Raw genomic sequence first — 25,462 nt, forward strand, 5'->3', positions numbered from 1 at the left:
GGCCATGCCTCACCCGAAGATGGCCGTGACGAGATCCAGGAGCCCGCGTTTCACATCGGCGTCGTCCGTCAGGGGTTCGATCATCGCCGCTTCGACCGCACGGTCGATGGGCATGCCCTGCGCAATCAGCGACGCGGCATAGACGATCAGACGGGTAGAGACGCCTTCTTCCAAATCCTGACCCTTGAGCGCGCGCAGCTTTCCGGCAAGGCGCACCAGCGGTTTGACGCGGTCGGGCGACAGCCCGCTTTCGCGTGCCACGACTTCGATTTCGACCTCTGGGGTCGGGAAATCGAACTCAACGGCAAGGAAACGTTGCCGGGTCGAAGGTTTCAGGGTTTTCAGGATATTCTGGTAACCGGGGTTGTAGGACGCGACCAGCATGAAGCCGGGCGCCGCTTCCAGTTCTTCGCCGGTGCGGTCGATCGGCAGGATACGCCGGTCGTCGGTCAGCGGGTGCAGCACCACGGTCACGTCCTTGCGCGCCTCGACCACCTCGTCGAGGTAGCAGATTGCGCCCTCGCGCACCGCGCGGGTCAGCGGCCCGTCGACCCAGACGGTTTCACCGCCCTTGAGCAGGTAGCGCCCGATCAGGTCGGCCGCCGACAGGTCGTCATGGCAAGCCACGGTGTAAAGCGGCCGGCCCAGCCTTGCGGCCATGTGCGACACGAAACGCGTCTTGCCGCACCCGGTCGGCCCCTTGAGCAGCATCGGCAGGTTGTTGGCGCTGGCGGCTTCGAACAGTGTGCATTCGTCGCCCTGCGGCAGGTAGAAGGGGGCGTCTGCCGCCCCCTCCGTTTTCGGGGTGAAGGATCCGTCCATCTCGCTCACTCCGCCGCCACCGTCGCATCGGCCGAGATCACCTCACGGCGCGGCACGAAGATGGCATAGAGGAACAGGAGCACGCCGAGCAGAACCACGATGCCCGAGCCCAGCCGCATCCAGTAGAAGATGGCGATGCTGTCCTGAACGTCCATGTAGTACTCGCCCACGACCCGCTGCATGTGCGTCTGCACGGTGCCGGCAAAGGTCAGGGTGAAGGTCATGAAGACCATGCCACCCGACATCAGCCAGAACGAGGCCATGTTCAGCACCTGGTTGTAGGGATCACGCTGCTTCAGGATCGGCATGGCATAGCTCATGATCGCGAGGTTGAGGCAGACATAAGCGCCGTAGAAGGCCAGGTGCCCGTGTGCAGCGGTGATCTGGGTGCCGTGGGTATAGTAGTTCACCCCGTGCAGCGTGTGCAGGAAGCCCCAGATGCCCGCGCCGAAGAAGGCCAGCGTGGCACAGCCGAGCGACCACAGCAGTGCCGCCTTGTTCGGGTGATCGCGGCGGCCCTTCCAGACCATGACGAAGGCGAAGGCCATCATCGCGAAGAACGGGATCACCTCGAGGCTCGAGAAGATCGATCCGATCCACTGCCAGTAGGCCGGCGCGCCGATCCAGTAGTAGTGGTGTCCGGTGCCCAGGATGCCCGAGAAGAGCGCCGCGGCAACGATGACATAGAGCCATTTCTCGACGATCTCGCGGTCCACCCCGGTCAGCTTGAGCATGAGGTAGGCGAGGATCGATGCCATGATCAGTTCCCAGACGCCTTCGACCCACAGGTGGATCACGTACCACCAGTACATCTTGTCGAGCGAGAGGTTCTCAGGATTGTAGAAGGCGAACAGGAAGAGCAGCGCAAGCCCCCAGAGACCCAGAAGCAGGATGTTGGTGATCGCCGTCTTCTTGCCCTTCAGAACGGTCATCGACACGTTGTAAAGGAACAACAACGCGGCGACGACGATGCCCGCCTTGACCCATTTGGGCTGTTCGAGGAACTCGCGGCCCTCCTTGCCCAGCAGCCAGTTGCCCTCGAACAGGTTGAACAGGTAGGTGACGACCACGCCCAGCGTGCCGACCACCAGGATGATCAGTTGCAGATAGGCGATGGTGGGCGAGTGGATCTCGCGTTCCGCCTCTTCGGGGATCAGGAAGTAGGCCGCCCCGAAGAAGCCGAGCAGCAGCCACACGACCAGACTGTTGGTGTGCAACATGCGGACGATGTTGAACGGCACCAGTTCGGACAGGGTGTTGGGCATGACATAGATCAGCCCCGCGAGAAGGCCGCCGAGGATCTGGACCGCGAACAGTCCCAGCGCCACGGCGAAATACGCATATGCGATTTTCTGAGATTGATACTTCATCTTGATTGTCCTCACTCAACCCGCGTCGTTGGGCGGCCAGCCCTGCGCGTCGATGCTATCCGTCCACAGAAGGAAGTCGCTGAGCGCGCGATACTCTTCGTCGGTCAGATCGAAATAGGGCATCTGGCGGCGGCCCTCGATGCCGGTCGGCATGGCCTGCATCCACCCTTTCAGGGTCTCGAACGCGGCCTCGGGGTCGTCCTCGACCCCCATCCGGGTCATGTAGTTGGCCAGTTCCGGCGCGAAATAGGCTCCTTCGCCCAGGATGCTGTGACAGTTGATGCAGGCGTGGCGTTCCCACACGTGCTTTCCGAGGGCAACGCTTTCCGTGATGCCCTCGTGGTCGGTCGACGTGGTGACGATGTAACGGTGCGAATGAGCCGTCAGCCCCACGAATATGATGATAAAGAACAGTGACCCGCCGAAAAAGATGTTCCGGGCCATGCTCTTGGTCATGACTTCGCGCATTGCGCTCTCCTTTGCGCTGCGTTTTCGATGCGGCCACCTTGGTCTGCGGCGGCCGTGTGATCCTTGGCTTTTGTCAAGCCTCGGCGCTTTTGGGTCCCTCCCCGCCCGCTTGTGACACCGGTTTGCGTTGCCGCCGCTTGAGCACCGGACAGGTCTGCGGGTCGTTCATCACCACCTGGCAGCGCAGGCAGAGCACGCATTCGTTGGCGTTGATCCGACCCAGCGGATCGATGGCGCCGACGGTGCACTTGGTTTCGCACAACCGGCATTCGCGCCCGCACTGGGGCCGGCGGTGCAGCCAGTCGAAGATCTTGAGCTTGGCCGGAATCGCAAGCGCGGCGCCCAGCGGACAGAGATAGCGGCAATAGAACCGCTCGATGAACAGGCCCGCCGTCAGCAGGGCGACAACGAACAGCACGAAGGGCCACGCCCGCATCATCCGCATCGAGATCGCCGTCTTGAAGGGCTCCGCCTCGGCCAGGATCAGCGCGTCCTTCATCGAATAGAAGGACAGCGCGAGAATCGCCATGAAGAGCGTGTACTTGATGATCCAGAGCCGCTCGTGCAGCGCATGCGGCACCGCGATCTGCGGCACGCCCAGCTTGCGCGCGGCCACGTTCGACAGCTCCTGAAGCGCGCCGAACGGGCAGAGCCAGCCGCAGAAAACGCCACGTCCCCAGAACAGCAGGCCCAAGGCGACACCGGCCCAGAGGGTGAAGATCACCGGCTCGATCAGGAAGGTCTCCCAGTGAAATCCGGTCAGCAGCGATTGCACGAAAGCGATGACCTGCACGACCGAAAGCTGGCCGTTCAGAATCCAGCCCAACCAGACCAACGTGACGCTGAGAAAGCCGAGACGGAGTCCGCGCCAAAGCGCGGGTCGCCGCACCAGACTCTCCTGGAAGAGCAGAATCAGGGTCAGGGCGATCTGCATGGCGGCCACGGTCATCACCGCGAATCGCCGCTCCTGCCAGCTCTGCTGCCAGAGCGGTGCGGCTTCGGGCGGCGGCGCGATGATGTACGCTTCGGGCAGCGCGTAGGGAAGCGTCGTGACGAAGGACACCTCGCCGCCGGCCTCGGTTTGCCGACTCGCCGTCAATTCCAGCACGAACGGTTTGGTCACGTCGAACGCTGCGCCATCGAGTCGGAACAGGCTGCGTTCCTTGAGGTCTGGGGCATCCGCAAGGGGCAGTTTGTCCACCCGGGTGTATCCCGCATCAGTCAGCGGCAGCCGCACATCGCCCTGAACCAGCGTCAGCCGATCGAACACACCGCTGCGTCGCCAAGACGTCCCCCGGTGAGAATAGAGTCCGCGCGAGGCAACGAACAACACCACCTCGTCCGGCCCCAGCGCCCCGACCGCGCGCGAATACTGCTGCTGACCCAGGATGTTGCGCCCGATCGTGGGCGGATCGACGATTCCGGTCCAAAGCTCGATGAATGCCTCCTCGCCCTCGGGGATCGGGGGGCTCGCACCGGGCAGCTCCGCGCGGGCCTGGCTCATCGTGACCAACGCATGGGCAAGCGCGCCTTGCGCTTCCAATTCCGACCAGCCGGCAGGGGCGAAGCCGACGCGGTCGATCCCACCGCCGGACAGCACGCCGCGCCCGATCGCCAGGGTGCGCGCCGTGCGCAAGATCGAATCGCGAATCACCCCGGTCGAAACCGTGGCGCGCGAGATGATGTCGGGCATGTCCGGGCCATCCGTTCCCTCGTCGGGTGCGGCCATGTCCACGCCGGCGAATCCTCCGACGAAACGCTCGATATCGGCATCGGACAAGCCGAGCGTCAGGATCGGCTCGCTGTGGCGGGTCAGGGTGGCGCCGGCGATCCGCCCCTGCAGATCAAGAGCGACCAGCGCATCGAGCGGTCGGCCCGAATAGCCGACGGATCGGGCGATTTCCCAGGTCGAGGCGATGTATCCGACAGGTCCTTCGGCAGTTGCGACCGACCAGCCGGGAACATCGCCCTCCTCGCGGATCAGGACCGGCGTGCGGTCGAGACCGAACAGCTCAGCCGCCTGTGCGGATGTCGGCGCGATCGGTTCTATCCGGTTTTCAAATGTCGGCCGCACCGCCTGTGCCCATGCGGGCACGGCGTATCCGACCCAAAGAAGGACCAGTATCCCGAGGACGGCAGAGATCGGCGCGGGGCGAGACATGCGCCCTTGTCGCGCCGGGCGGCCGCGCGAGCCTTAACGAAAGTCAAGGATGCGAGTTCGCTTTGGCGTCAGGGTCGCCCTGCCTCACCAGCGAACGGAGTATTCGTGATGAAACCCACACCAGCCATCCGGCGCGCAACGCTTCTTACAAGCGCTGCTGTCGCACTGGGCCTTGCCGTGACCGGCGTATCGGCCCAGGAAAAGCCAAAGGACCACGCAGACGGTCCCGCTGCGGCATACGAGCCCAGCATGACGACGCTGGGCCAGATCCAGGTCGAAATTCCGGGCCGCAAGCCCGGCGATCCGGTTATGACCCCGGCCGAGTTCCAAAAAGCCACGACGATGTATTTCGAACGCTGCGCAGGCTGCCACGGCGTGCTGCGCAAGGGCGCGACCGGCAAGGCGCTGACCCCCGATCTGACCCGTGCAAACGGTTTTGAATACCTGCGCGACTTCATCAACTACGGCTCGCCTGCGGGTATGCCCAACTGGGGCACCTCCGGCGAACTGACCGAGGACGACGTGGACCTGATGGCGCGGTACCTCCTGCTGGAGCCCCCCGCACCGCCGGAATACGGCATGCCCGAGATGCGGGCGAGCTGGAAGGTGCACGTGGCACCCGAAGATCGCCCGACCGAGAAGATGAACGATTGGGACATCGACAACCTGTTCTCGGTGACGCTGCGCGATGCGGGCCAGATCGCCCTGATCGACGGCGCCAGCTACGAGATCAAGGCGGTGCTCGACACCGGGTACGCGGTTCACATCAGCCGGATTTCGGCCTCGGGTCGTTATCTGTTCGTGATCGGACGTGACGCCAAGGTCAACATGATCGACCTCTGGATGGAAAGCCCCGACACAGTCGCCGAAATCAAGGTCGGCTCCGAGGCACGCTCCGTCGAAACCTCCAAGATGGAAGGCTACGAGGACAAGTATGCCATCGCAGGTGCCTATTGGCCGCCGCAATATGTCATCATGGACGGCGACACTCTGGAACCGCTCAAGATCAAGTCGACACGTGGCATGATCTATGACGAACAGACCTATCACCCCGAGCCCCGTGTCGCGGCCATCCTGTCGTCGCACTACCGGCCCGAGTTCATTGTCAACATCAAGGAAACCGGCATCATCCAGCTGGTCGATTACTCCAACATCGACGCGCTGAAATTCACCGATATTGAGGCCGAACGGTTCCTGCATGATGGCGGTCTGGACAGTTCCAAGCGCTACTTCCTGACAGCGGCGAACGCCCGCAACAAGGTTGCGGTGATCGACACCAAGGAAGGTACGCTGGAGGCGCTGATCGAAACCGACGGTCTGACACCGCACCCGGGCCGTGGCGCGAACATCGACCACCCGACCTATGGTCCGGTTTGGGCGACCTCGCACCTTGGAGACGACACCGTGGCGCTGATCGGGACAGACCCCGAAGGCAACCCGGACAACGCCTGGAAGATGGTGCAGCAGCTCTACGCGATGGGCGGCGGTTCGCTCTTCGTCAAGACGCACCCGGAGTCCGAGCACCTCTACGTGGACGCACCGCTGAACCCCGATGCGGAAGTCTCCGGTTCGGTCGCCGTCTTCAAGGTCGCCGACCTGGCACAGGAAGAGCCGGAATACACGGTTCTGCCCCTTGTCGAATGGGCCGGTATCGCTGAAGGCCAGCCGCGTGTCGTGCAGGGTGAATTCAACAAGGACGGCAACGAGATCTGGTTCTCGGTCTGGAACGCCGCCGACCTGCAATCGGCCATCGTGGTGGTGGACGACAAGACGCTGGAACTGAAGCACGTGATCAAGGACGAACGCCTGATCACGCCGACCGGCAAGTTCAACGTCTACAACACCCGCGCCGACGTCTACTGACGCGACGCATCGGGGGCCGGCCAGCCCGGCCCCCGGCTTTCTTCTGAACACCCGCGAGCCAGACGAACAGGAGCCAGCACATGACACCGACCGGCAAGGTAAATCTGATCGGAGCCGGCCCCGGCGACGTCGAACTGATGACGCTGCGCGCGCTCCGGATGCTGAAAGAGGCCGACGCCGTGGTCTATGACCGGCTCGTCTCGCCCGAAATTCTCGACCTTTCGCCCGAAGGCGCCCGCATGATCGCGGTGGGCAAGGCCCCGAAATGCCATACGGTCCCGCAGGACCGAATCAACGAAATTCTCGCCGAACTCGCCCTGCAGGGCTTGACTGTCGCACGGCTCAAGGGAGGCGATCCGATGATCTTCGGGCGTGGCTCGGAAGAGGCCGCCTATCTGATGGATCGCGGCATCACTGTCGAATATGCGCCGGGCATCACCGCCGCGCAGGGCATGGCGTCCGCGACCGGCGTGCCGCTGACCCATCGCGGGCTGGCGACCGGCGTGCGCTACGTCACCGGGCACCGCGCCGCGGACCAATCGCTCGACCTCGACTGGGCCAGCCTGGCCGACACCGACACGACGCTCGTGGTCTACATGGGCGTGGCCAACATCTCCGAAATCTCGCTGAACCTGATGCGCGAAGGCATGCCCGGCTCGTTGCCGGTGATGGCCATCGCCTCGGCAACCACGCCACAGGAACGCCGCATCCTGTCGCGGCTCGACCAGATCGGCGTCGACATCCAGGCCAACCCGATGGCGGCTCCGGTTCTGTTCGTCATCGGCCATGTGGTCTCGCTCTATCGCGCGGGGGATGTCGAAGACCAAGAGGACCGGCGGATGCCCGCGGTGGCCGCCGGTGAATAAGATCGTTCTCTACCTCGCTCTGAGCAGCGCCGCGATCGCCGGAGATACCGTCCCGGTCGATGGCCCTGCACTGGCTCGGCTGGTGCAGCAGGATTGCGGCTCCTGCCATGGCCTGACGCTCAAGGGCGGGCTGGGCCCGGATATCCGGCCAGAAGCTCTGGCCCATTACGAGCCGGAAACCCTGGCTTCGGTGATTCTCGACGGCATCCCCGGTACGGCGATGCCCCCGTGGCGACCTCTGCTGACCCAGGCCGAGGTGGAATGGATGGTCGACTACCTTCTGAGTGGAGGACTGGAATGAAACGTGTCTTTCTTGGGGCCGTCGCCGCGATGGCTCTTGCCATTCCGGCCACGGCGCAACCGACCGGCGATCTTGGCCTGATCGTGGAACGTGCCAGCGGGTCGCTGCTGGTGGTCGATCAATCCGACCGCGCCAAGATCGGGCGAATCACCGGCCTTGGCGATCTGTCGCATGCTTCGCTGGTCTATTCACCAGACGAGCGGTTTGCGTACGTCTTCGGCCGCGACGGCGGGTTGACCAAGGTCGACATTCTCGAACAGTCGATCGTCAACCGGGTCATGCAGGCGGGCAATTCGATCGGCGGAGCGATTTCGGACGACGGGCGCTTCGTCGCCGTGTCCAACTATGAACCCGGCGGCGTGCGCATTTTCGACGCCGAAACGCTCGAGATGGTGCTCGACATTCCGACCCAGTCCAAGACCATCGGCCTGGTCGACATTCCCGGCACCAAGTTCGTGTTCAGCCTTTGGGATGCGGGTGAAACATGGATCGTCGATCTGTCCGCCGAAACGGCCGAGATCACCAAGATCGAAGGCATGGGCACCAACCCCTATGACGCGTTGGTCACGGGCGACGGGCGCACCTACATCACCGGGCTTTTCGGCGACGACCACCTGACCGCGCTGGACCTGTGGCAGGAGACCCCGGAACCGATGCCGATCCTGCCCGGCTATGCCGAGGGTCGCGAGGGTCTGCCGGTCTACAAGATGCCGCATCTCGAAGGTTGGGCTCTTGCGGGTAGCGAATTCGTCCTGCCCGCGGTCGGTCAGCACGAGGTGCTCTGGGTCGATGCGCGTGATCTGACGGAAACCGGGCGCACGCAAACCCATGGCCAGCCGGTCTTTGCGATGGCGCGGCCCGACGGACGCCATGTCTGGGTGAACTTCGCACATCCGCTGAACGACACGATCCAGGTGATCGATACCGTGACAAAGCAGGTCATCCACGAATTCAAGCCCGGCCCCGGCGTTCTGCACATGGAGTTCACGCCGCGCGGGCGTGAAGTCTGGCTGTCCGTGCGCGATGCAGGCAAGGTCATGATCTACGATACGCAGACCTTCGAAAAACTGCGCGAGATCGATGCGGAAAGCCCGTCTGGGATCTTCTTTACCGCGCGGGCGCACAGGACGGGGTTGTGATCATGGAAGGCGTCACCGATCCCATTACCCAGGCCCTGCTCGACGACTGGCAGCGCGGCTTTCCGATCTGTGCACGGCCGTTCGCAGAGCTTGCGCTCAGCCTCGGCCTTGACGAGGCCGACGTCATCGCACGGCTGGACACTCAGCGGCGCAACGGGCGTATCACCAGGGTTGGCGCGACCTGCGCCCCCAACGCCGTGTCGGCCAGCACGCTGGCGGCCGTCGCAGCCCCCGAGGACCGTATCGAGGAAGTCGCCGCGATCATCGGGGCCGAGCCGGGTATCAACCATTCCTACCTGCGCGAGAACGACTGGAACCTGTGGTTCGTGGCGACGGGACCCGATCGCGCCCATGTCGATGCAGCGCTTGCCCGGATTGCCGAACGTACCGGGCTCAGGGTCATGGACCTGCGGCTTGTCCGGCCCTTCAACGTCGATCTGGGCTTTGCCCTGCGCCGCAACGGCACCGCGCATGGCACCGCCAAGACGGTCGATCCATCGGTCTTTCGCCCCGACGACCGCCCGATCCTGCAAGCGCTGACCCGTGGCCTGCCACTGGTGCCCCGCCCCTACCTTGAACTCGCTGAAACGGTTGGACGCCGCGAGGCGGACGTGCTGGAGAGGATAGGCGTGCTGGTCGATGCCGGCATCATCGCCCGCTTGGGAATCATCGTGCGCCACCGCGCGCTCGGATGGCGCTCGAACGCGATGGTGGTCTGGGATCTGCCACACGACGCAATCACCACCGCCGGCCCCCTTCTGGCCGCGCAGCCGGGCATCACGCTCTGTTACGAACGCACGCCAGTGCCCGGCCTGTGGCCGTACCGGCTCTACTCGATGATCCACGCCCGTACCCGCGCCGATGCGCTGGACGTGCTGACGCGCGTTTGCCGCCTGCCCGAGCTGCAAGGCGTCCCGCATCTGCCGCTTTTCTCTCTGCATTGTTTCAAGCAGACCGGCGCCATGGTCGCTGCGCCGCAAAAGGAGATCGCATGACACCCGATGAAACCGATCGCCGCATCCTGAACTACCTTCAGGAAGGGTTTCCCATCGCGCCTCACCCCTACCGCATGGTCGCTGAAGAGCTGGGCCTCACCGAGGAGGATCTGCTGAGTCGAATCACCGCGATGAAAGAGGCGCGGGTCATCACGCGTTTTGGCCCGTTCTTCGACGCGGCAGCGATGGGCGGGGCCTTCTGCCTCTGCGCGATCGCGGTGCCCGAGGAGCGGTTCGAGGAGGTCATGACGAAAGTCAATGCACACCCCGAGGTAGCGCATAATTATGAGCGTACGCACCGGCTGAACATGTGGTTCGTTCTGGCGACGGAAACCCCCGACGCCATCGCCCGCACAGCCGAGGCCATCGAACGGGAAACCGGGCTGACAGTGCTCTGTTTTCCGAAATTGCAAGAATTCTTCATCGGGTTCAGGGTCGCCGCATGACACTCGACGCCACAGACCGCCAGATCATCGCCGCCACACAGGCGGGCCTGCCGCTCGTGTCCGAGCCTTACGCGCAGGTCGCGGCAGAGCTCGGCCTCTCGGAGGAAGTGGTCTGCGACCGCCTGCGCACGATGCAGGCCAGCGGTGTGATCCGCCGGATCGCGGTCGCGCCCAACCATTACAAGCTGGGCATGACGGCGAACGGAATGTCGGTCTGGGATGTTGCCGACGAGCGCGTCGCGGAACTGGGCCAGAAGGTTGGCAATCTTGACGGGGTGACCCACTGCTACGAGCGCCCGCGCGCCCTGCCCGACTGGCCCTACAACCTGTTCGCGATGCTGCACGGAAGCAGCCGCGAAGATGTGGAGGCGCAGCGTGCTCACGTCGCGGCCATCCTCGGCGATGCCTGCCGGGGGCACGACATCCTGTATTCGACCCGCATACTGAAAAAGACCGGGCTGCGGTTGCGCAGCCGGAAAGGCTAAGAAATGTTCCGAATGTCCGAATACATGCACCAGCTGGTGCACCCGACTCCCGTGCGGACAAGGCGCGGTAGCGGCGGCGTGAAACCCGTGGTGATCTGGAACCTGACGCGGCGTTGCAACCTGAAGTGCCGTCATTGCTATACCGTTTCGGCCGATGTGCATTTCCCGGGCGAACTGTCCCACGAGCAGGCCGTTGCCACGCTGGACGATCTGGGCGATTTCGGCATTCCGGCCCTGATCCTGTCGGGCGGGGAGCCGCTGGACCGGTTCGATTTTTTCGACCTGGCCAAGCGGGCGCGCCCGATGGTGCGAATGCTGGCGCTCTCGACCAACGGCACCAAGATCCATGGAGAAACCGCAGACAAGGTGGCCGAGATCGGATTCGACTATGTCGGTATCTCCATCGACGGGATCGGCGCCACGAATGACTGGTTCCGCGGTGTCGACGGAGCATTCGACGACGCCGTGCGCGGCGTGCGCGAGTGCAAGAAACGCGGCATCAAGGTCGGGCTCCGGTTCACGCTGACCAAGGACAACGAGGCGCAGTTGCCCGATCTGCTCAAGCTGTGTGACGATGAAGGCGTCGACAAGTTCTATCTGTCGCATCTCGTCTATGCCGGGCGCGGCGACAAGAACCGGGGCGAGGACGCGGTGCACGACCACACGCGTCGCGCCATGGATATCCTGATCGAGAAAGCCTGGCACGACGCAAGCACCGGCGGGCCGCTCGACATCGTGACCGGCAACAACGACGCCGACGCGGTCTATCTGATGAACTGGGCAGCCGACCTGTTCGATCAGGACAAGCTGGACAACCTGCGCGACCACCTTGAGGCCTGGGGCGGCAACTCGTCGGGTCTGGGCGTCGCCAATATAGACCACCAGGGCAAGGTGCACCCGGACACCTACTGGTCCGACTACACCATCGGCAGCGTCAAGGACGCGAAATTCTCGGACCTCTGGACCGGCGAAGACGCGATGCTGGCGCAGTTGCGACGCCGTCCGCGCCCGCTCAAGGGGCGCTGCGGCGCCTGCGCATTCCAGTCGGTCTGCGGAGGCAACACCCGCATCCGCGCCTTGCAACTGACGGGCGACCCCTGGGCCGAAGACCCGGCCTGTTACCTGTCCAACACGGAAATCGGCATCGCCGATGCCGACCGCCTGACCGTCACACCATTCCGAGGGAAACGCCATGATCCGGCGCATGATTTCAGCCTCTAGCCTCGTCCTGTTGGCGAGCCTTGCCGGAGCGGACCCGGCGCAGGACTATGCCGAGAACTGTGCCTCCTGCCATGGCGACGCGCGCCTTGGCGGCACAGGCCCCGCGCTGATCCCGGAAACGCTTGGCCGGATGCGTGGCCCGAACCTGGAAGCGGTGATCGCCCATGGCCGCGCCGCGACCCAGATGCCGGCCTTCGCCGAAGACCTGAGCGCCGAGCGCATCACCGCGCTGGCTGAATACCTGCAAACGCCGCTCGATATGGTGCCCGACTGGGGTGTCGAGCAGATCGCCGAAACGCTCTGGCTCGACCCGGACTACACGCCTGCCGATTCGCCGGTCTGGGACTCCGACCCGATGAACATCACGCTGGTGGTAGAAACCGGCGATCATCATGTCAGCGTTCTGGACGGGGACACGTTCGAAGTGCTCGACCGGTTCGAAACGCCCTTTGCCGTGCATGGCGGGCCGAAATTCAGCCCCGATGGGCGATATGTGTTCATCATGTCGCGCGATGGCTGGGTGCAGAAATACGACCTCTGGTCGCTGCATCAGGTCGGCCGCGTCCGCGCGGGTCTGAACAGCCGCAACATCGCGATCAGCAAGGACGGGCTGCATCTGGCGGTCGCCAACTACCTGCCGATGACGCTGACCCTGCTGTCCACCGCCGACCTGAGCGTCGAGAAGGTCATGCCAGTGACGTCAAAGTCCGGTGTGGCGAGCCGTGTGAGCGCAGTCTACCAGGCGCCGCAGCGCGACAGTTTCATCCTCGCCCTCAAGGATCAGCCCGAGATCTGGGAGGTCGCCACCGACCCCGATGCAGATCCGGTCTATGAAGGCTTCATCCACAGCCAGGAAAAGGACATGGTCGAGGCGATTCCCTCCTCCGAAGGGCTCTTCGCCCGCCGTCGAATCGAGATCGCCGAACCGCTGGACGATTTCTTCTTCACCGACGATTACCGCCACCTGATCGGCGCATCTCGGGATGGCGCGCGTGGCGTGGTGGTGAACTTGAACGTGGGCCGCGAGATTGCCGAACTGCCCCTGCCCGGAATGCCACATCTGGGATCCGGCATCAGCTGGGAGCTGGACGGCCGCCGCGTCATGGCGACGCCGCACCTGAAGGAGGGCAAGCTCTCGATCATCGACACCGATGACTGGAGTGTGCTCAAGACCATCGAGACCGAAGGGCCGGGGTTCTTCCTGCGCAGCCACGAAGACAGCCCCTATTTCTGGGCTGATGTGTTCTTTGGTCCGAACAAGGACGTGATGCACGTGATCGACAAGCAGAGCCTCGAGATCGTCAAGACCCTGCGCCCGGAACCCGGTGCAACGGTCGCACATGTGGAATTCACCCGCGACGGGCGCTATGCTCTTGTATCGGTATGGGAGGATGACGGCGCGGTGATCGTCTATGACGCCGCCACGCTGGAAGAAGTCCGCCGCCTGCCGATGAAGAAACCATCCGGGAAATACAATGTCTGGAACAAGATCACCTTCTCCGAAGGCACAAGCCACTGACACGGCGATCATCGTCAGCCACGGTCAGCCCTCCGAGCCCGACCCGGCCGAAGCGGTGCTGGCCGACCTGACCGCGCGCGTCGCCGAGCTCATGCCGGGCTGGCGGCTTGCCAGCGCGACGCTGGCCAAGGACGGCGCACTGGACGCGGCGATATCCGAGACCGGGCGCGACGCGCTGGTCTACCCGCTGTTCATGACAGATGGCTGGTTCACCCAAACGACCCTTCCCAAGCGGTTGGACAACCCGGAGGCGCCGATCCTGTCGCCTCTCGGGACCGACCCGGCCTTGCCGGCGCTCGCAGCGGACTGGCTGGCGCAGATTCTTGACGCGCATGGCTGGGATGCTGCTGACACCTGCCTGATCGTCGCGTCTCACGGGTCAGGAAAGAGCCGCAACTCGGCGCGCGACACGGAGCGTTTCGTCGAGAATCTGTCAGCACGCCTGAAGTTCGGAGACACGCGCATCGGCTATATCGAGGAAGCGCCGTTCCTTGGTGATGTTGCGTTCGAGACCGGCGCCAAGGCGATCTGCCTGCCCTTCTTCGCGGCTGAAGGCGGTCATGTCACCGACGACATTCCCGAAGCGCTCGACCTGGCCGAGTTTCCCGGACTAAGGCTGCACCCAATCGGCACGCACGAGGCTATTCCCGCCCTGATCGCGGACGCATTGCGCAGCAAAGCCCGGGCAAGAGAGGCCGCATGAGCGAGTCGTCTGGTTTGTCGTTCGGAAAGCTGTACGCGGTGCTCTACATCTTCACCACCGGTGCAGTGGCAATCAACCTGTTCATGCTGGGCCTCATGGGCCAGGCGATTGGCCTGCCCGCGCTGACGCCCGTCACGGCATTGCTGCTGTCGGTGCCGCTCGGGTTTCCCGCGAATTGGCTGGTGACGCGCTGGGTGCGTGGCCTGATGGACGAAGCCGATCGCACGAACTGAAAACGCCCCGCCGGACGGGCGGGGCGTTGCAAGTGATCAGATGTCTGGCAGATTACTCGGCCGGGAACGTCTGGAGATAGGCGATCACGTCGGCGATCTCCTGTTCCTTGCGCAGACCAGCAAAGGACATCTTGTTGCCCGGCATGAAGTCTCTCGGCTTCGTCAGGTACTCTGCCAGATTTTCCTCGGTCCAGACCAAGCCGCCTTCCGCCGCTTCGAGCATCGCGTCTGAGTAATTGAACTCGTCGCCCAGATGCGCAGCCGGCGCTCCGACGATTCCGTTGAGAGTCGGGCCGACCTTGTTCTTCGCATCCGCGCCGACCTCGTGACACGCTTTGCATTTGTTGAACACCCGCTCACCCTTGTCTGCATCGCCTTCGGCGAAGGCAGGCGCGCTGAGCGCGACGATCATGGCGGCAGTGCTGAGAATTGGCTTGATCATGTTCAGAGAACTCCTGTGTTTCATATTGTGGATTCTAGCGCAGTGTGTGCAAAACTTCCAATGGCTTGTCTCAGTTCCATCGACGAAAGTAGGCATCCGGCGGTCGATAGCCCATCTGCGACAGCAGCTTGCGGTGCCGAAATGGTCACCAGTTGGTGGCTCGGCCCCCCCTCCGTTCCGCGCGGGTCGAGGATATGCCCGAGTCCCTGCCCGGGAACCAGCATCGTACCGCCCGGCGAAGAGGTCGCAAGCGCCCTGTCGCGCAGGGTTACACGATCGACGATTCGCCCGTCGGGCATTGCGATTCCGACGGTCCAGTCCGCTCCATCCGGCCGGGTGCCGAGCGCGGCGACCTCACCGATGTCGATCAGCACATCCGTAAGTCCCCGTGCGATAAGCAGGGCCTTGATCCGATCGGTCACATAGCCTTGCGCGACCCCATTCAGTGTCAGTGCCATGCCCGGCCGGTCGAAGCGAATCGACTCCCGCGAAACCATGATGGCGTTCCAGCCGATCAAAGCGCGTGCATCGGCGATCTCGCGCGGCGAGGCCGCATCGCCTTGCATCGCGAGAAGCCGCCACAGGGGTTGCAATGTGGGGTCGAACACGCCCCCGGTCGCGTCGTGCAGCCGTGCGCACAGGCTCAGAAGTTCCAGCATCTCCGGTGCCGGGTTGCGCAGCACCCCTGCGGTGTTCAGTCGCACGAGTTCTGAATCGGTGCGATAGAGACTGAAAATCCGTTCAAGCCGCGCCAGCTCCAGCTCGACAGCACGAAATACACTGCGTGACTCGGTCTCCTCGAGGCCGACGAGTTTCATCGAAGCCGGTGCCCCAAGCGCATAGCCGCGCCATTGCGCCATCGGGCCGGTTGCGGCACCGGCGGCGGTGCAAAGGCCGCCGGCCGCTGCAATCGTCAGAAAACGGCGGCGGGTCAGTGTTGAAGTCATGCCGGGTCCTCCAGTGGCTGATCCAGGTCGACGGGCGCCAGCGCGGCGGCATCGGGTATGGCGTCAAGGGTCACGATGGTTCCACCGTATCTATGCACGAATGCCTCCGCGGCGCCAGAATCCGCGAAAGGAACGATCTCGGGCGCGCCCATCCCGCCCCGGACACCCGCGTCGACCACGAAGCTGGCAGTGTCGGCGGCGACCCAATTGTCGGCGCCGATCTCGCTCCAGCTGGGTGCGGCTCCCATGTCGGTGACATAGATCGCAGCGATATCCGCACTCCGTTCCGGGCTCTTGAGATAGGCGACGAGGTCGCGCACCTGAGCAAAGAAAAGCGGAGCGGGCATTCCGTCGAGATGGATCTGCCCCTTCGGCCCGGCGTGTTCTGACACGTTCATCTGGCAGAAGAAGCTCAGCGATTCTTCGGTCATGGCGACCGGATTCGGCGCCTCTGACACCTCCTCGCGGCAAGCCGAGAGCGTAATCAGGGCAAGGATCACAAGGGTTCTCATGGTTCCAGCCTTCCAAAGAAGCGCCGTGCCAGCAGCAGGCCCAGGACGGGCCAGAGCAGCAACGACACGGGCGCGACCCAGATCGGCAGGGCCGAGGCCGCGCCAGCGAGCCCGGTTGCCATGGCCACTCCGTCAGACGCCGCGATGTTCCAGAGACGGAACGCATCGGCCGGGTTGGCGGCCATCATCCAGGGGAAGACCTTCTGGGTGAACCAGCCGCCCGCGTCGAACACGACCGCGCCGAGAAGGCCCAGATCATACAGCACGACGAACACCAACCACAGCCCGGCGCTCAGTCCCGCGGCGCCGGTCGCACTGCCGGCAAGCGCCGACAGCATGTAGCCCAGCGACAGGAACGCGGCACCCAGCAGGATCGATGTCAGGATGAGGCGCAACAGGGCAGCCAGGCTGGCCGCGTCCGCACCGCCGGACAAGGCGGCCAATGCGCCCGCTGTTCCAAACCCGATAACCATCGCGAAGGCGAGGGCCGCGATATGCGCCAGGAATTTGCCGAGCAGGATCTCGGCCCGGCTGACCGGGTAGGACAGCAGCAGCCCCAGTCCGCCGCGTTCGGCTTCTCCCGCGATCGAGTCAAAGGCCATCATCAAGGCCAGCAGCGGCGCCAGATAGACCGAGAGCGTTGTCATTGACGCAACGGAGACGGTCAGCATGTTCACGCCCAGCGTGCCGGTCGGGGCGCTGCCCGCAAGTGTCAACGCCACCGCGAACAGCACCATGATGACGGTCGCCATCAACAGCCAGCGATTGCGGCGGGTGATGATCGCTTCGATACGGGCGATGGCAAGGATGCGGCGGATCATTGCGAGTCTCCCTTGGAGTAATGGCGATAGAGGTCTTCAAGGCGCGGCGGATGCATCTCGATATCGGCGACGGCCTCGCCCATCGCCGACAGGCGGCGCAGTTCGGCCATCTTGCGGTCGGGCGTACAGAGCAGATCGACCGAGACGCCGTTGACCCGGGTTCCACCGGTCTCATCGGCAATGCGCGCGGCGGCATCGCCATGGGCACGCACCCGTAGGCGCGTCGGCAGCCCGGCGCGCAGAGTCAGGTTGTCGAGCGTGTCATCGGCCACGAGCCGTCCGTCGCGCAGGATGGCGATACGGTCGGTGCGCGCCTCGACCTCGGTCAGGGTGTGGCTGGCGATCACCACGGCGGTTCCATGCGCGGCCATTTCGTCAATGATCGCATAAAGTTCGTGGCGCGAGATCGGGTCGAGTCCCGAGGTCGGCTCATCCAGAAGTGCCAGTTTCGGGCGACCGAGCAAAACCTGTGCGAGGCCGAGCCGCTGGCGCATCCCTTTCGAATAAGTTCCGATGCGACGGTCGGCGGCGTCGGCGATACCGACCCGGTCGAGATAGCCCGCGACCTGCGCCATATCGCTACCTGCAAGCCGCGCGAACAAGGTCAGTTGTTCCCGGCCGGTAAGCGATTTGTGAAAAGCGACAGCCTCGGGAAGATACGCGGTGACCGTGCGGGCATGGGCGCTGCCGGGGCGCGCGCCATCCACGGTGATCCGGCCATCGTCCAGTGTCGTCAGTCCCAGAACGGCCTTCATCAGGGTCGATTTTCCGGCGCCGTTATGGCCCAGAAGCGCGATGCGCTGGCCCGGCTCGGCGTTGAGCGAAACGCCTTCAAGAACGCGCATGGCACCGCGGGATTTCCCCGCGTTTTTGATATGAAGAATGGAGTCAGCCATTGTCGTCTCCTGAAAATACCGGCACGGCGACCGGCGCTGGCTGCATCATTGGAAAACTGTCCATCACGCCTCCGGGCAATAGCGCCGGGAAAGCCGCCTGAGACCAGCGCACCAGCTGCACGGCGGGCGAGCCGAGCAACAGCTTGGCAGCGGGTTGCGTCCACAGCACATGGTCCATCGCATCATTCGGGCGATAGGGCACGTCCGCGACGCCGTTACCGTCCAGATCGTAGGCCGCGAAGTCGCTCCAGTGATTGCCCTTTCCGTCGCGGGACCATTCGTCCCACTTGGTGCTGACATACTTTACCTGGGTGCGGTTGCCGATAAACGCGTTGCCTGTGATCGCGTTGTCTGCGGAACCGGCGGTGAAGTGGATACCGATATCACACCCCTCGAACCGATTGCCGGTGAAGGTGTTCTTGTTCGAATTGTACAGGAACGCACAGCGGTTCTGGCCGTTCCTCACGAGGTTTCCGGTGATCTCGGAATTGTTGGTATAGTTCATCATGATGCCGTGTTCGCGATCGTTCACGGACAGGTTGCCAGTCACCTTCACGCGTTTTGAGAACATCACGGCATAGCCGAGATCATTGCCGATCGAGATGTTGCCACTGACCTCGGATTGGTTGGCATACATGTAGTGCACCGCGAAACGCAGGTCGCGGAATCGATTTCCGGTGAAGGTGTTGCGCATCGAGGAGTTGACGAAGATCCCATCGCGCCCCCAGCGCACATCGTTGCCATCGACCACGGCCCCCGGCGCATTCCAGACATAGATGCCGTTGCCGCGGTCGTTCATGCGGCGATCCTGACGGCCTTCGATGCGGTTGTCGGCGACCAGAGAGTCGCGCGCGCCGTGGATATCGACGCCATAGAGATTGCCCAGCAGCACGTTGTCCTGGACCACAGCACCAGTCGCGCCCTTGAGCAGTTGCACCCCTGAATCGATGCCCTCGTGGTCCGAGCCAGAACCGACGATCGTCAGCCCCCTGACCACGACATCGGTTGCGGTGACGGTAACCACGCTGCCCTGCCCGCCGCCGTCGAGCGTGGCATGGCCGCGCCCGTCCAGTGTGACGGATTTGTCGAGCAGCACGGTTTCGGAATAGGTGCCGGGCCGCAGGACGAGCGTATCGCCTGGCGCGGCCCGGTTCAGGGTCTCGGCGATGGCCCCCGGCTGCACCGGCACATCCCACTCGGCCGCCGAAAGCGGCAGAGCGGCAAGCACCAGTGCAAGGGTCGGGAGCCAACGCATCTGATCAGCTCGCCCGCGGTTCGACGAACATGCGGCCGCGCATTTCCATGTGCAGCGCGTGGCAGAACCACTGGCAGTAGTACCAGTAGACGCCGGGACGGTCAGCCGTGAAGGTCACCGACGCAGTGGCCTGCGGCGCGACTTCCATCGCGATCCCGTGGTTGCCGAGGCAGAAGCCATGGGTCACGTCATCGACGTCATCCATGTTGGTGACATAGATCGTGACTTCATCGCCCTGCTTGACAGTGAATTTTTCCATCGAGAACTGAGGCGCGACAGAGGACATGTACACCCGGACCTTGTTGCCGTCCCGGATCGGTTCATCGTGACCCCAATCCAGATCGACTCCATCCGCTTCAGCCTGGATACGGGCATCTTCCCACGTCGGATCGTTGCGGTCCCAGACGTCGACCGGCTTCACGATATCGGCGCGCACGATGATGCTGTCATGCGGTTCGGCAAAGGTCGGCCCGTCATGCACGACACGTAGGGTCTCTTCGGACAGGTCGATGATCTGCTCGTTCTCGGGCTTCAGCGGGCCGGTGTTCAGGAACCGGTCCTTGGAGAACTTGTTCATCGAGATCAGCCACTTGCCGTCTGCCTCCTTGGTCTCACCCATAGAAGTCGAGTTGTGACCCGGCTGGTAATGCACGTCGACCTTCTGCTCGATCGGATCGACATCCTCGCCGGCATAGGCGCGCAGGGCCTTGTCGATGTTCCATTTGACGATCTGGCTGTCGAGGAACAGCGTGGTGAAGGCGTTGCCCTTGTCGTCGAACGCGGTGTGGAGCGGGCCAAGACCCAGCTGCGGTTCCGCCACGATGCAGGAGCGCGGATCGGCGTCGCTTTCGAACAACGCATCGACCTTGGTCACGTCGATCACCGACACGGTTGGCGACAGCTTGCCGTTGATCATGACGTGCTTGCCGTCAGGTGCGGTGTTACAGCCATGCGGGCTGTTCGCGATCGGGATGTAACGCGTGTAGTTCTTGTTCTGCCCCTTGCGTCCGTCGATCACCGGCACGCCCTTGAGCATCTGCACGTCGCCATTGGCCACGCCTTCCTCGATCGCCTTGATGTTGAAGACGACGACATGGTCCATCTCGTTGGCGGTCATCTCGGCGAGGTTGGTGCCCATTTCCGAGTTGTAGCTGGTCGAGAAGGCGTATTTGCCCTGGTAGTCGCAATCGGTGTTGTCGAGGTTGCCCGAGACCATGACCTGCCAGGCCACCTTCATCTCGTCCCCGTCAATGGCGGTGAAGAAGTTCACGTACTGCGACGGATCGTCGAGCACGCTGCCGTCGTTGACGATGGGCGTCTCGTCCTCGCCGTTGGCAAACACGTAGCCGGTGCGCGGGAATTTCTGCGGCCGCAGGCCGTGGATCGCCTTGGCGTTGGGGATCTCGATGATCTTGTCGCACTTCATCACGTCGCAGCGCACGCGGGCGACGCGAGTGTTGGCCTTGTCGTTCATGAACAGGTAGCGCCCGTCATAGGTGCCATCCGTGAAGGACATGTGCGGGTGGTGCAAATCGCCGTTGTCGTAGGTCTTCATGCCGCGCTTGGCGAGATACTCCTTGGTTTCCGGCAGCAGCCCTTCCGTCATGATCTTGAGGCTTTCGTTGGTCTGCCCCCAACCGGTGGCGGAGCAACGGTTGAACACCGGGATCCGCATCAGTTCCCGCATCGACGGGAAACCGAGGACCCGCACTTCGCCCGTCTGGCCCGACGACCAGAAGCCGTAATACTCGTCCAGTTCGCCCGGCTCGAGGTTGATCTTGCCGGCCGCGCGTGCGGCGGTGCCGGTGCTGTTCAGCAGCGCTCCGCCAACGCCGGTGCCAGCCAGCACGGCGCCGGTCGCCGTGGCGCCCAGCATGCCCCGACGGGTCATCGCGAGTTTCTTGAAAGCTTCGGACATGGTGTGTTCCTCCTTTAGGGATTCAGGGTTTGGCCGGCCTTGGCGGGCTGGCCCTTCTTGAGAAAATCGTCGCTGACCTTGCCGACAGCGGCGCGTCGTTTCAGTTGCCGGATGACGACCGGGCATTTGGCGTCGGATTGATAGAGCACCTGGCAATGCAGGCAGTTGACGCATTCGTTGGGGTTGATCTCGCCCGTCGGGTGGATCGCCTGCACCGGGCATTCATTGGCGCAGGTCTGGCACGGGCTGCCGCATTCCTTGTAGCGGCGCAGCCAATCGAACATCCGCATCCGCGCCGGGATCGCCAGTGCGCCGCCCAGCGGGCAGAGATAGCGGCAATAGAAGCGCTCGACGAAGAGGCCGATGACCAGCAGCGTCACGGCAAAGACGACGAAGGGCCAGTCGCGCACGAACTTCAGGATGATCGCGGTCTTGAAGGGTTCCACCTCGGCCAGTTTCTCGGCCAGCGGGATCGACGCCAGCGATACGCCGAACAGGCCGAGGAAGATCATGTACTTGATCGGCCAGAGCCGTTCATGCAGGCCCCACGGCACTTCCCATTGCGGCACCTTCAGCGCGCGGGCGATCTGGTTGGTCAATTCCTGCAAGGCGCCGAACGGGCAGAGCCAGCCGCAATACGCACCCCTGCCCCAGAACAGCAGGGCTGCGGCGATGGCGAACCACTGGATGAAGACCAGCGGATCCAGCAGGAACGCGTCCCAAGTGAACCCTGTGCGCAAGCTGCCCGCCAGTGCCATGAGGTTCACGACCGACAGTTGCGCATTCGCATACCAGCCGATGAAGAACAGGCTCATCGTCAGGAAGGAAATCCGCACCCAGTAGAACACGCGTGGATTGGCGGTGGCCTGGAACTGGAAGAAAAAGATGCCGGTCAGGGTCAGCAGCATGACGCCGAGAATGGCGATCTCGACCACCCGGTCACGCCAGATACGTTGCCACAGCGCGGTCTTGGCCGCGGCCTCAGCGGTATCGTCGGCTACCACCTTGGGCGCCGCCGCGGGCAGCGGTTTCAGGTAATGCTTGGGCAGCGCATAGCCCAGATCAAAGGTCAGGAAGGTCTTTTCCACCGCGCCGATCGCTCGTTGCGCCAGCAGCTGCACGCGGAACGGCTCGGCCGGATCGAAACCGCTGTCGGCGGGGATGGTGAAGATGTCGAGCTCGTTGAAGCTGGGCGCGTCGGGTGCTGCCACCGTGCGCAGACGCTCATGCTGCTTGTCGGTCCAGCGCACGGCGTCGTCGCCCTGGATCAACTGGATGCGGTCGAACAGCCCGCCGCGCACATAGCCCGATCCCTTGAAGGAGTACTCTCCCCGGCCCAGCAGCAGCAGCGCGTGTTCACCCGGTTGCAGGCGGTCGGTCAGGTTGGCGTATTCCTCGGGACCCAGCAGGCTGAGGCCGATGGAAGGCACGCTGACAAGGGCTGCGTGCATGTCGATATAGGTATCATCCGGCGCGCCCTTTTCCGGACGGGCGATGGCTTTGGGATCGCCGGTGGCCTCGAAGGCCGCGTTGATCTGGCCAACATCCAGCGTCAGCCGCCGGATCGAGCCGTCGCCCGCGAGGGTCTGCCAGTCGCGAATGTCGGACTGGCTCATGTCGATCTCACGCTTGGGAGCACCGGTGTCTGCGGGAGCGAGCCCACCCAGGTTCAGCGCACGGGCGACCTTGATGCCGGCGCGCACCAGGCTGTCGTCGATCACCATGATCGTCACGGTCGCGCCCGAGATGATGTCGAGATCATGCGCCTCGCCACCAGTCGCGGCCTCGGCCTTGAGGTCCATGCCGCGATAGCCCTCGGTCAGGGCGACGATTCGTGAATTGGGGATGCCGATCAGCACGATCGGTTCGGAATGCTTGACCAGTTGCACGCCAGTCAGAACGGCGTCGGGGTCGATGGCAGCGACCACGTGGATCGGCTTGCCGGAATAGCCGGTGGTGCCGACGAAATCCGAAGTCAGGAAGGCCCAGGCGACGGTCTCGCCACCGCTGAGCACCGGCGCCAAGGGAACATCCTCGCGCAGCGGTCCGAACGCGTCGGCGCCGGGCGCAAGGTCGGAAGGGGAAAGGTCGGCGAGGAAGCTTGAGAGCGTGTCCGCATCGGCGCGCGGCGCGGTCAGCGCGAAGAGCGCGACGGCAAGCATCAGGATCAGGGAAGCGAGGCGGGTCATGCCGCTGCCCTCCCCATCGAGTGGTCAAGCGGCGTCATGTAGGGAAGGTCCGTCAAAGTCATATTCATGTGCGGCAGTGGAGGGCCGCGGGTCTCGGGCCACAAGCGGGCGGCACTGGATTCGATCTCGGCCTCTGTTGAGCCTTGCAGGTGCGTGACGACATCGGGCGCGGTCGGCATTGCCATCTGGAGCGGCGGAACACCCGGCGGCACCGAAGCCCCCAGAACACAGGGGCAGCAGCCCTGACAGGTTGCCGGAAGGCTCGGAGTCGAGTCGGCATCGGAGAGGTCGACGCGAACCATTTCTACGCCGTTTTCGCCGCAGATCTCGATCCACGCGCCACCCGAAGCTTGCGCCGATACCGGCAGGAAAACCTGCAAAACCAATGCAATGACACCGATCCACGCACCGAAACACCGTTGCCGTAGGCCGGCGGCATGTTTGATGCGATTGGATTTGGCAGGTCTCACGAAAGGTCCGTCGATTGCGATGTCCCTGCCGTGCCTAAAGATGAATCTGAGGTTGTGACTTGACGAAAGTCAACGCCGTTAAGGATTTGATCGGAACGTCCAAAGGTCAGGTTCGCGCTGACCCTTTGGGGGACGCAGCACCATCCACCAAGCGCACATTTTTTCGAGCGATTGTTGGGTCTCGTGGCCCACCGCATCGCGGGTCAAAGCGCCACCAGCTCCTTGAGGCAGGCACGTACGCTCGACGCTTGAACTTGCGGCTTGAGCGGTTTTCTCTCGGCGCTGGACAGTGGCCATCAACGACAGCGTGTGACTGATCTTACCGGCTCAACCCGCCATGCAGTGTCGGGACGTCCAATGCCGCGAAACCGTAGTGGCGCAGCCAGCGCAGGTCGGAGTCAAAAAAGGCACGAAGGTCGGGAATACCGTATTTCAGCATCGCGATCCGGTCGATGCCCATGCCGAAGGCGAAGCCCTGCCATTCGTTCGGATCGATCCCGCCGGCCTGCAGCACCTTGGGATGCACCATGCCCGAGCCGAGAATTTCCAGCCAATCGTCGCCCTCGCCCACCTTGAGCGTGCCGCCTTCCCAGGAACAGCGGATATCGACTTCGGCGGACGGCTCTGTGAAGGGAAAGTGCGAGGCACGAAACCGCAGCTCAACGTCCTCGACCTCGAAGAATGCCTTGACGAATTCCTCGAGTACCCATTTGAGGTTCGCCATCGAGATGTCCTTGTCGATGGCGAGACCCTCGACCTGGTGGAACATCGGCGTGTGGGTCTGGTCGTAATCGGCGCGATAGACGCCGCCCGGGCAGATGATGCGCATCGGCGCGCCCATCTTTTCCATGCTCCTGATCTGTACCGGGCTCGTATGGGTGCGCAGCACGTGCGGCGGGCGATCGTCGCCTTCGGCGCGGTGCATGTAGAACGTATCCATCTCGGCCCGCGCGGGGTGATGGGACGGAATGTTCAACGCGTCGAAATTGTACCAGTCGGTGTCGATGCGGGGACCTTCGGCGACGGAAAACCCCATCTCGGCAAAGATCGCGGTGACTTCCTCGCTGACCTGGCTCACCGGGTGCAGCGTACCCTGACGGCGCGGACGCGTCGGCAGGGTCACATCAAGCCATTCCGTGCGCAGGCGCGCGTCGAGCGCGGCATCGGCCAGTGCGGCCTTCTTGGCGGCCAGGGCCGAGTTGATCTCGTCCTTCAATGCGTTCAAGGCGGGGCCCGCGACTTGGCGTTCCTCGGGCGTCATCTTGCCCAGTTCGCGCATCTTGAGAGCGACTTCGCCCTTCTTGCCGACGGCGGCGACCCGGATGGATTCCAGCGCCGACTCGTCCGCCGCCTCGGCGATCTGGCCCAGGTATTTCGCCTTCAACTCGTCCATGCCCGTCTCCTGCACTTCTTCTTTTGG

25 protein-coding genes are annotated in these 25,462 nt (G+C 63.6%); 11 read left to right on the plus strand and 14 right to left on the minus strand.

The annotated features are described in order from the left end of the window. Nucleotides 1–9: 9 nt before the first annotated feature. From JF290_RS16245 to JF290_RS16260, 4 genes are all read right to left on the minus strand, one after another. Nucleotides 10–822, minus strand: a complete 813-nt coding sequence (locus tag JF290_RS16245) for a CbbQ/NirQ/NorQ/GpvN family protein (protein WP_199025952.1) — start codon at nt 820–822, stop codon at nt 10–12. Nucleotides 823–827: 5 nt separating this feature from the next. Continuing rightward, a complete protein-coding gene (locus JF290_RS16250; RefSeq protein WP_199025953.1) occupies nt 828–2,192 on the minus strand; it encodes a cbb3-type cytochrome c oxidase subunit I in 1,365 nt (454 codons plus the stop codon). Between the two features lie 15 nt (nt 2,193–2,207). Then, nucleotides 2,208–2,660, minus strand: coding sequence for a c-type cytochrome (locus tag JF290_RS16255; protein ID WP_199025954.1), 453 nt, complete (start codon nt 2,658–2,660; stop codon nt 2,208–2,210). 73 nt (nt 2,661–2,733) lie between these two features. Then, nucleotides 2,734–4,821: a NosR/NirI family protein gene (locus JF290_RS16260; protein WP_199025955.1), complete on the minus strand. Its 2,088-nt coding sequence runs from the start codon at nt 4,819–4,821 to the stop codon at nt 2,734–2,736. A 108-nt stretch (nt 4,822–4,929) separates the two neighbouring features. On the opposite strand from JF290_RS16260, the gene JF290_RS16265 reads away from it, so the two are divergent. The 11 genes from JF290_RS16265 to JF290_RS16315 all read left to right on the plus strand — a co-directional run bounded on the left by JF290_RS16265 (nt 4,930) and on the right by JF290_RS16315 (nt 14,592). After that, complete coding sequence (locus JF290_RS16265; protein WP_227362098.1) at nt 4,930–6,684, plus strand: nitrite reductase; 1,755 nt, start codon at nt 4,930–4,932, stop codon at nt 6,682–6,684. Nucleotides 6,685–6,764: 80 nt separating this feature from the next. Beyond that, nucleotides 6,765–7,550 (plus strand): uroporphyrinogen-III C-methyltransferase, encoded by a 786-nt coding sequence (gene cobA / locus JF290_RS16270; RefSeq protein ID WP_199025956.1) that lies wholly within the window; start codon nt 6,765–6,767, stop codon nt 7,548–7,550. Beyond that, complete coding sequence (locus tag JF290_RS16275; protein WP_425503965.1) at nt 7,543–7,851, plus strand: c-type cytochrome; 309 nt, start codon at nt 7,543–7,545, stop codon at nt 7,849–7,851. The genes cobA and JF290_RS16275 overlap by 8 nt, the downstream gene beginning before the upstream one ends. Next, nucleotides 7,848–8,990, plus strand: a complete 1,143-nt coding sequence (locus tag JF290_RS16280; protein ID WP_199025958.1) for a cytochrome D1 domain-containing protein — start codon at nt 7,848–7,850, stop codon at nt 8,988–8,990. The genes JF290_RS16275 and JF290_RS16280 overlap by 4 nt, the downstream gene beginning before the upstream one ends. A gap of 2 nt (nt 8,991–8,992) precedes the next feature. Next, the gene (ahbB, locus tag JF290_RS16285; RefSeq protein ID WP_199025959.1) at nt 8,993–9,985 is read left to right on the plus strand and encodes a siroheme decarboxylase subunit beta; all 993 of its coding nucleotides are present in this window, start codon (nt 8,993–8,995) and stop codon (nt 9,983–9,985) included. Next, nucleotides 9,982–10,431, plus strand: coding sequence for an Lrp/AsnC family transcriptional regulator (locus JF290_RS16290; RefSeq protein ID WP_199025960.1), 450 nt, complete (start codon nt 9,982–9,984; stop codon nt 10,429–10,431). Before ahbB (JF290_RS16285) ends, JF290_RS16290 begins: the two co-directional genes overlap by 4 nt. Beyond that, a complete protein-coding gene (gene ahbB / locus JF290_RS16295; protein WP_199025961.1) occupies nt 10,428–10,916 on the plus strand; it encodes a siroheme decarboxylase subunit beta in 489 nt (162 codons plus the stop codon). Before JF290_RS16290 ends, ahbB (JF290_RS16295) begins: the two co-directional genes overlap by 4 nt. 3 nt (nt 10,917–10,919) lie before the next feature. Continuing rightward, the gene (gene nirJ, locus JF290_RS16300; protein ID WP_199025962.1) at nt 10,920–12,137 is read left to right on the plus strand and encodes a heme d1 biosynthesis radical SAM protein NirJ; all 1,218 of its coding nucleotides are present in this window, start codon (nt 10,920–10,922) and stop codon (nt 12,135–12,137) included. Then, entirely contained in the window at nt 12,109–13,656 is a 1,548-nt protein-coding gene (locus JF290_RS16305; protein WP_199025963.1) for a nitrite reductase, read from the plus strand. The genes nirJ and JF290_RS16305 overlap by 29 nt, the downstream gene beginning before the upstream one ends. Beyond that, a complete protein-coding gene (locus JF290_RS16310) occupies nt 13,613–14,359 on the plus strand; it encodes a CbiX/SirB N-terminal domain-containing protein (RefSeq protein ID WP_199025964.1) in 747 nt (248 codons plus the stop codon). The genes JF290_RS16305 and JF290_RS16310 overlap by 44 nt, the downstream gene beginning before the upstream one ends. Then, a complete protein-coding gene (locus JF290_RS16315; protein ID WP_199025965.1) occupies nt 14,356–14,592 on the plus strand; it encodes a hypothetical protein in 237 nt (78 codons plus the stop codon). Before JF290_RS16310 ends, JF290_RS16315 begins: the two co-directional genes overlap by 4 nt. Before the next feature lie 52 nt (nt 14,593–14,644). Here JF290_RS16315 and JF290_RS16320 read toward each other — a convergent pair whose 3' ends face one another. The 10 genes from JF290_RS16320 to pheS all read right to left on the minus strand — a co-directional run bounded on the left by JF290_RS16320 (nt 14,645) and on the right by pheS (nt 25,435). Continuing rightward, nucleotides 14,645–15,034, minus strand: a complete 390-nt coding sequence (locus JF290_RS16320) for a c-type cytochrome (RefSeq protein WP_199025966.1) — start codon at nt 15,032–15,034, stop codon at nt 14,645–14,647. 20 nt (nt 15,035–15,054) lie between these two features. Beyond that, a complete protein-coding gene (locus tag JF290_RS16325) occupies nt 15,055–15,981 on the minus strand; it encodes an FAD:protein FMN transferase (RefSeq protein WP_199025967.1) in 927 nt (308 codons plus the stop codon). Next, nucleotides 15,978–16,493, minus strand: a complete 516-nt coding sequence (locus JF290_RS16330) for a nitrous oxide reductase accessory protein NosL (RefSeq protein WP_199025968.1) — start codon at nt 16,491–16,493, stop codon at nt 15,978–15,980. Before JF290_RS16330 ends, JF290_RS16325 begins: the two co-directional genes overlap by 4 nt. Beyond that, nucleotides 16,490–17,311, minus strand: a complete 822-nt coding sequence (locus JF290_RS16335) for an ABC transporter permease (RefSeq protein ID WP_199025996.1) — start codon at nt 17,309–17,311, stop codon at nt 16,490–16,492. The genes JF290_RS16330 and JF290_RS16335 overlap by 4 nt, the downstream gene beginning before the upstream one ends. Further along, on the minus strand, nt 17,311–18,210 hold the full coding sequence (locus JF290_RS16340) for an ABC transporter ATP-binding protein (protein ID WP_199025969.1): 900 nt from the start codon (nt 18,208–18,210) through the stop codon (nt 17,311–17,313). Before JF290_RS16340 ends, JF290_RS16335 begins: the two co-directional genes overlap by 1 nt. Next, on the minus strand, nt 18,203–19,465 hold the full coding sequence (locus JF290_RS16345; RefSeq protein ID WP_199025970.1) for a nitrous oxide reductase family maturation protein NosD: 1,263 nt from the start codon (nt 19,463–19,465) through the stop codon (nt 18,203–18,205). The genes JF290_RS16340 and JF290_RS16345 overlap by 8 nt, the downstream gene beginning before the upstream one ends. A gap of 4 nt (nt 19,466–19,469) precedes the next feature. Next, the gene (nosZ, locus tag JF290_RS16350; RefSeq protein WP_199025971.1) at nt 19,470–21,383 is read right to left on the minus strand and encodes a TAT-dependent nitrous-oxide reductase; all 1,914 of its coding nucleotides are present in this window, start codon (nt 21,381–21,383) and stop codon (nt 19,470–19,472) included. 14 nt (nt 21,384–21,397) lie between these two features. Further along, the gene (locus tag JF290_RS16355; RefSeq protein WP_199025972.1) at nt 21,398–23,572 is read right to left on the minus strand and encodes a NosR/NirI family protein; all 2,175 of its coding nucleotides are present in this window, start codon (nt 23,570–23,572) and stop codon (nt 21,398–21,400) included. Further along, nucleotides 23,569–24,042, minus strand: coding sequence for a DUF2946 family protein (locus JF290_RS19795; RefSeq protein ID WP_328701273.1), 474 nt, complete (start codon nt 24,040–24,042; stop codon nt 23,569–23,571). Before JF290_RS19795 ends, JF290_RS16355 begins: the two co-directional genes overlap by 4 nt. A 319-nt stretch (nt 24,043–24,361) precedes the next feature. Continuing rightward, nucleotides 24,362–25,435, minus strand: a complete 1,074-nt coding sequence (pheS, locus tag JF290_RS16365) for a phenylalanine--tRNA ligase subunit alpha (protein WP_199025974.1) — start codon at nt 25,433–25,435, stop codon at nt 24,362–24,364. Between the last annotated feature and the right edge of the window lie 27 nt (nt 25,436–25,462).

The organism is Sedimentitalea arenosa (assembly GCF_016428585.1).
Lineage (GTDB): Bacteria > Pseudomonadota > Alphaproteobacteria > Rhodobacterales > Rhodobacteraceae > Sedimentitalea > Sedimentitalea arenosa.